2 protein-coding genes and 1 pseudogene are annotated in these 4,310 nt (G+C 75.4%); 2 read left to right on the top strand and 1 reads right to left on the bottom strand.

Annotation, left to right across the window (positions count from 1 at the left end):
• Positions 1-314 (bottom strand): annotated as a pseudogene (locus HMPREF3159_RS11630) (methyltransferase); the annotation flags it as partial.
• Positions 315-407: 93 nt separating this feature from the next.
• Between HMPREF3159_RS11630 and HMPREF3159_RS11625 the strand changes: the two are divergent.
• Both HMPREF3159_RS11625 and HMPREF3159_RS11620 read left to right on the top strand, forming a co-directional pair.
• Positions 408-2,852, top strand: coding sequence for a DEAD/DEAH box helicase (locus HMPREF3159_RS11625; protein WP_070501159.1), 2,445 nt, complete (start codon positions 408-410; stop codon positions 2,850-2,852).
• Between the two features lie 171 nt (positions 2,853-3,023).
• The coding region (locus HMPREF3159_RS11620) for a heparan-alpha-glucosaminide N-acetyltransferase domain-containing protein (RefSeq protein WP_070501158.1) at positions 3,024-4,310 on the top strand (1,287 nt) is incomplete at its 3' end.

The raw sequence follows: 4,310 nt of genomic DNA, 5'->3' as shown, positions 1-4,310 counted from the left end.
AGCAGGCCGAGCCGCTGCGCGCCCTCGAGGCCGAGGGTGGGCAGTGCCGCGGCGACCCGGGCCGCGGGCAGCGTCTCGCCGAGCACGAACAGGGACAGGAGCGTCGCGGCCGGATCGGTGCTCGCGGCGACCCGGCGACGGGCCGGCGCCGGGTCCTCGCGACGCAGCGCGGCGGAGGCGACGGCGCCGAGGACCTCCTCGAGGTGCTCGGTGACGTAGTGGGACTCGCGCAGGTCCGTGCCGAGGGCCTCGATCTCCGCGGTCAGGACGGTCGGGGCGGCGGCCGGTGCGTGCTCCGGGGCGGTGGCGGGCATGGCTACGATTGTGCCCCAGCGCGCCCGGAGGATTCCGGGGAGGACGTGCGGAGAATGCGCAGACCCTGTGGGGACGCGGGAGGACGGTGAGGGATGCGGGCAGGCAGGGCCTCGGAGCTGCTCGCCGACCTCAGCGCCCCGCTGATCCGCCACGGCTGCCTCACCCACGTCGAGCGGCGGCCCGCCCGCGAGGGCCGACGGGGCAGCTTCCCGGAGTGGACCGACCCGCGCCTGGTCCTCCACCTCGCCGAGCGCGGTATCACCGCCCCCTGGATCCACCAGGAGCAGGCGGCGCGCCTGGCGCACGACGGCCAGGACGTGGTGCTCGCCACCGCCACCGCCTCCGGCAAGTCCCTCGCCTACCTGCTGCCGACCCTCACCGCGATCGGGGCGCGGGAGATCGACCCCGGGGCGCCCCGGGCGACGGCGCTCTACCTCTCGCCCACCAAGGCGCTCGCCGCGGACCAGCTCACCAACATCACCGCCCTCGCCGACGGGGCCGGGATACGCGACGCCCGCATCGCCGTGTACGACGGGGACACCCCGGCCGAGCAGCGCCGCTGGGTGCGCCGCCACGGCACCGTCGTGCTCACCAACCCCGACATGCTCCACTTCGGGATCCTGCCCGGACACGAGCAGTGGGCCCACTTCTTCCGGGCGCTGCGCTACGTGGTGATCGACGAGTGCCACAGCTACCGGGGCGTGTTCGGCAGCCACGTGTCGATGGTGCTGCGGCGCCTGCGCCGGATCGCCGCGCGGTACGGGGCCGATCCCACGTTCGTGCTCGCCTCCGCCACCGCCGCGAACCCGGAGCTGTCCGCCTCGCGGCTGATCGGACGGGATGTCGAGGCGGTCACCGAGGACGGCTCGCCCCGGGCCGGGCTCACGATCGGGCTGTGGGAGCCGGGCACTCGCACCCGCGTGGACGGCCGCGGCGACCCGGCGCGGTGGGAGGAGCCGGGCCGCGACGCGAACGGCGGCGAGGAGGACGCGGGTCCCGACGGGGACGGGCAGGGCCGTCGCGAGGAGCCGCTGCGCCGCTCGGCCACCAGCGAGGCCGCCGCGCTGCTCGCCGATCTCGTCGAGCGGGACGTGCAGACCCTCGTCTTCGCCCGCTCGCGGCGCGGGGCGGAGCTCGTCTCCACCGGGGCGCGGCGCCTGCTGGGGCAGAAGGCGGAGGAGAGCGCCGATGCGCGCCTGGCCGATGCCGCGCAGCGGATCGCCGCCTATCGCGGCGGCTATCTCGCCCGCGAGCGACGCGGGCTCGAGGACTCCCTGCGCAGCGGCGAGCTGCTGGCCCTGGCCTCCACCAACGCCCTCGAGCTCGGGATCGACATCTCGGGGCTGGACGCCGTGGTCGTCGCCGGCTGGCCCGGCACCCGCGCCTCGCTGTGGCAGCAGTTCGGCCGCGCCGGCCGCCGGCAGGACTCGGACGGCGGCTCCCTGGCCCTGTTCGTCGCCCGCGAGGACCCGCTGGACACCTACGTGGTCCACCACCCCGAGACGGTGTTCGGCGCCGAGGTCGAGGCGGCCGTGTTCGATCCCGCGAACCCCTACGTGATGACCCCGCACCTGTGCGCCGCCGCCTCCGAGCTCGCGATCCGCGACGGCGAGGAGGAGATCTTCGGGCCGACGGCGCGGGAGCTGCTCACGACGCTCGCCGCCCGCGGCGTGCTCCGCGCCCGCGCCACCGGCTGGTACTGGACGTTGAGCGAGTCCGCGCGCGAGCTCACCGACCTGCGCGGCAGCGGCGGGGAGCCGGTGCGGATCGTCGAGGAGACGGGCGGGGAGCTGCTGGGCACCGTCGACGCCGCGAGCGCCCACACCCAGGTCCACGACGGCGCGGTGTACCTCCACCAGGGCCGCAGCTACGTGGTGAACCGGCTGGACGTGGACCAGGCCGTCGCCTTCGTGCGACGGGAGGACCCGCTGCACTCCACCCATCCGCAGTCCGCCTCGACGCTCCGGATCCGCCAGGTGGACCGCGAGGTGCCCTGGAAGGACGGGGTGCGGCTGTGCTTCGGCACCGTGGACGTCACCGACCAGGTCACCGGCTACCAGGTGCGGGACGTGTTCACGCAGGCCGTCCTCGCCCAGCACGCGCTGGACCTGCCGCCGCGCACCCTGACCACCAAGGCCGTGTGGTGGGTGGTCCCGCGCGAGCGCACCGACGCCGCCGAGATCCCCGCCGAGGAGCTGCCCGGGGCGCTGCACGCCGCCGAGCACGCCGCGATCTCGATGCTCCCGCTGCTGGCCACCTGCGACCGCTGGGACATCGGCGGGCTCTCCGCCGCTCAGCACGAGGACACCGGGGAGCCGACGATCTTCGTGTACGACGGGGCGCCGGGCGGCGCGGGCTTCGCCGAGCGCGGGGCCGACGACGCCGCCGCCTGGGTGCGGGCCACGGCGGACATGATCGCGGAGTGCGGCTGCGAGGCGGGCTGCCCGGCCTGCGTGGTCTCGCCGAAGTGCGGCAACGGCAACGAGCCCCTGTCGAAGGCGCAGGCCGTGCGGCTCCTGGGACTGCTGGAGGAATGAGCGCGGCGCGCCGACGGACGCACCGCGCTGCCCAGGATGGACGAAATGTTCGATTCGGGGCCATACTGGGGCGCGACGCCCGGGACGGGCGGGGCCGTCGGGGCCCGCTCTCGAGCAGCTCCCCGCGGTGCGGGTGGAGCGGCTTGGCCGCATCGGGCTGAGGAGCCGCCGATGGACAGCGCAGTGACCGGCGGTGCAGCGACCGACAGCGCGGCGACCGGCAGCGCGGGGACGGATCGGATCCGGGCTGCTCGGTCCGGTGCTCCGGCGCGCCGCGGCCCGCGCGAGAGGCTGGCCGCCCTGGTCTCCCCGCCGCGCGTCAACGCCCTCGACATCGCCCGCGCCCTCGCGATCCTCGGGATGATCGGGGCGCACGTCGGGGACATCCCGACCTTCGACCCGACCTGGCCGGCCAGCTACCTCTCGATCGTGCACGGCAACTCCTCGATGCTCTTCGCCGTGCTCGCGGGGATCTCGATCGCCCTGGTGACCGGGCGGCGGCGGATCCCGGAGCCGGCCGAGCTGCCGCGGCTGCGCGCCTCCCTGCTGGGCCGGGGCGTCGCGATCTTCCTCATCGGCCTGGTGCTCGAGATGATGGGCACCGGGGTCGCGGTGATCCTCACCTTCTACGGAGTCGTGTACATCGCGGCGCTGCCCGTGATCCGGTTGCGCCCGTCCCGCCTGCTGCTGCTCGCGCTGCCGATCGCGCTGCTCGGGCCGGTGCTGGTCACTCTCTCCGAGATGCTCTCGCTCGGCTCCTACGGGCCTGGCGCCGATCTCGTGCTGACCGGAAGCTACCGCTTCACCTCCTGGGCGCCGCTGATCCTGCTGGGGATGGCGCTGGGCCGAATGCCGCTGGGCCGGCCCGGGGTGGCCGCGAGGATCGCCGCGATCGGCGCCGGGGCCGCGGTGCTCGCGACCGCGGCCGGGATGGCGCTCGCCGCGCTGCTCGGCACGCTCGCCCCCGAGGTGTACGGGCCCGAGGCGGAGTCCGCGGCATCGAGCGCGGCCGTCGAGGAGAGCGACGAGGAGGAGGACGAGCCCGGCCTGGGCTGGGACGGATACGGGGAGTCCCTCGCGGAGATGGACCCGGCATGGGAGCTCGGCGAGTCCGTGATCTCGCTGGCTCCGCACTCCGGCTCGACGCTGGAGATCTTCCGCTCGGGCGGGATCGCGCTGGCCGTGATCGGAGGGCTGCTGCTGATCGCGCGACCCCTGCGCTGGGTGCTGCTGCCGCTGTCGGCGGTGGGATCGATGCCGCTGACCGCCTACTCGGTGCACCTGGTCTCCCTGGTCGTGCTCGCCGGGCCCGGCGGTTGGATCGCGGACAACCGCGTCTGGGTCGCCTCCGCCGTGGTGCTGCTCGTGGCCTGCACCGCCTGGTCCGCGCTCAAGGGGCGCGGACCGCTGGAGCGGGTCACCGCCTGGGCCGCGCGGCGCGCCGGGCGGGCGGTCCCC

Origin of the sequence: Brachybacterium sp. HMSC06H03 (assembly GCF_001807385.1) — a bacterium.
GTDB lineage: Bacteria > Actinomycetota > Actinomycetes > Actinomycetales > Dermabacteraceae > Brachybacterium > Brachybacterium conglomeratum.
Note: the sequence above shows the minus strand (reverse complement) of the source record. Positions and strands in the feature narration are given on the sequence as shown.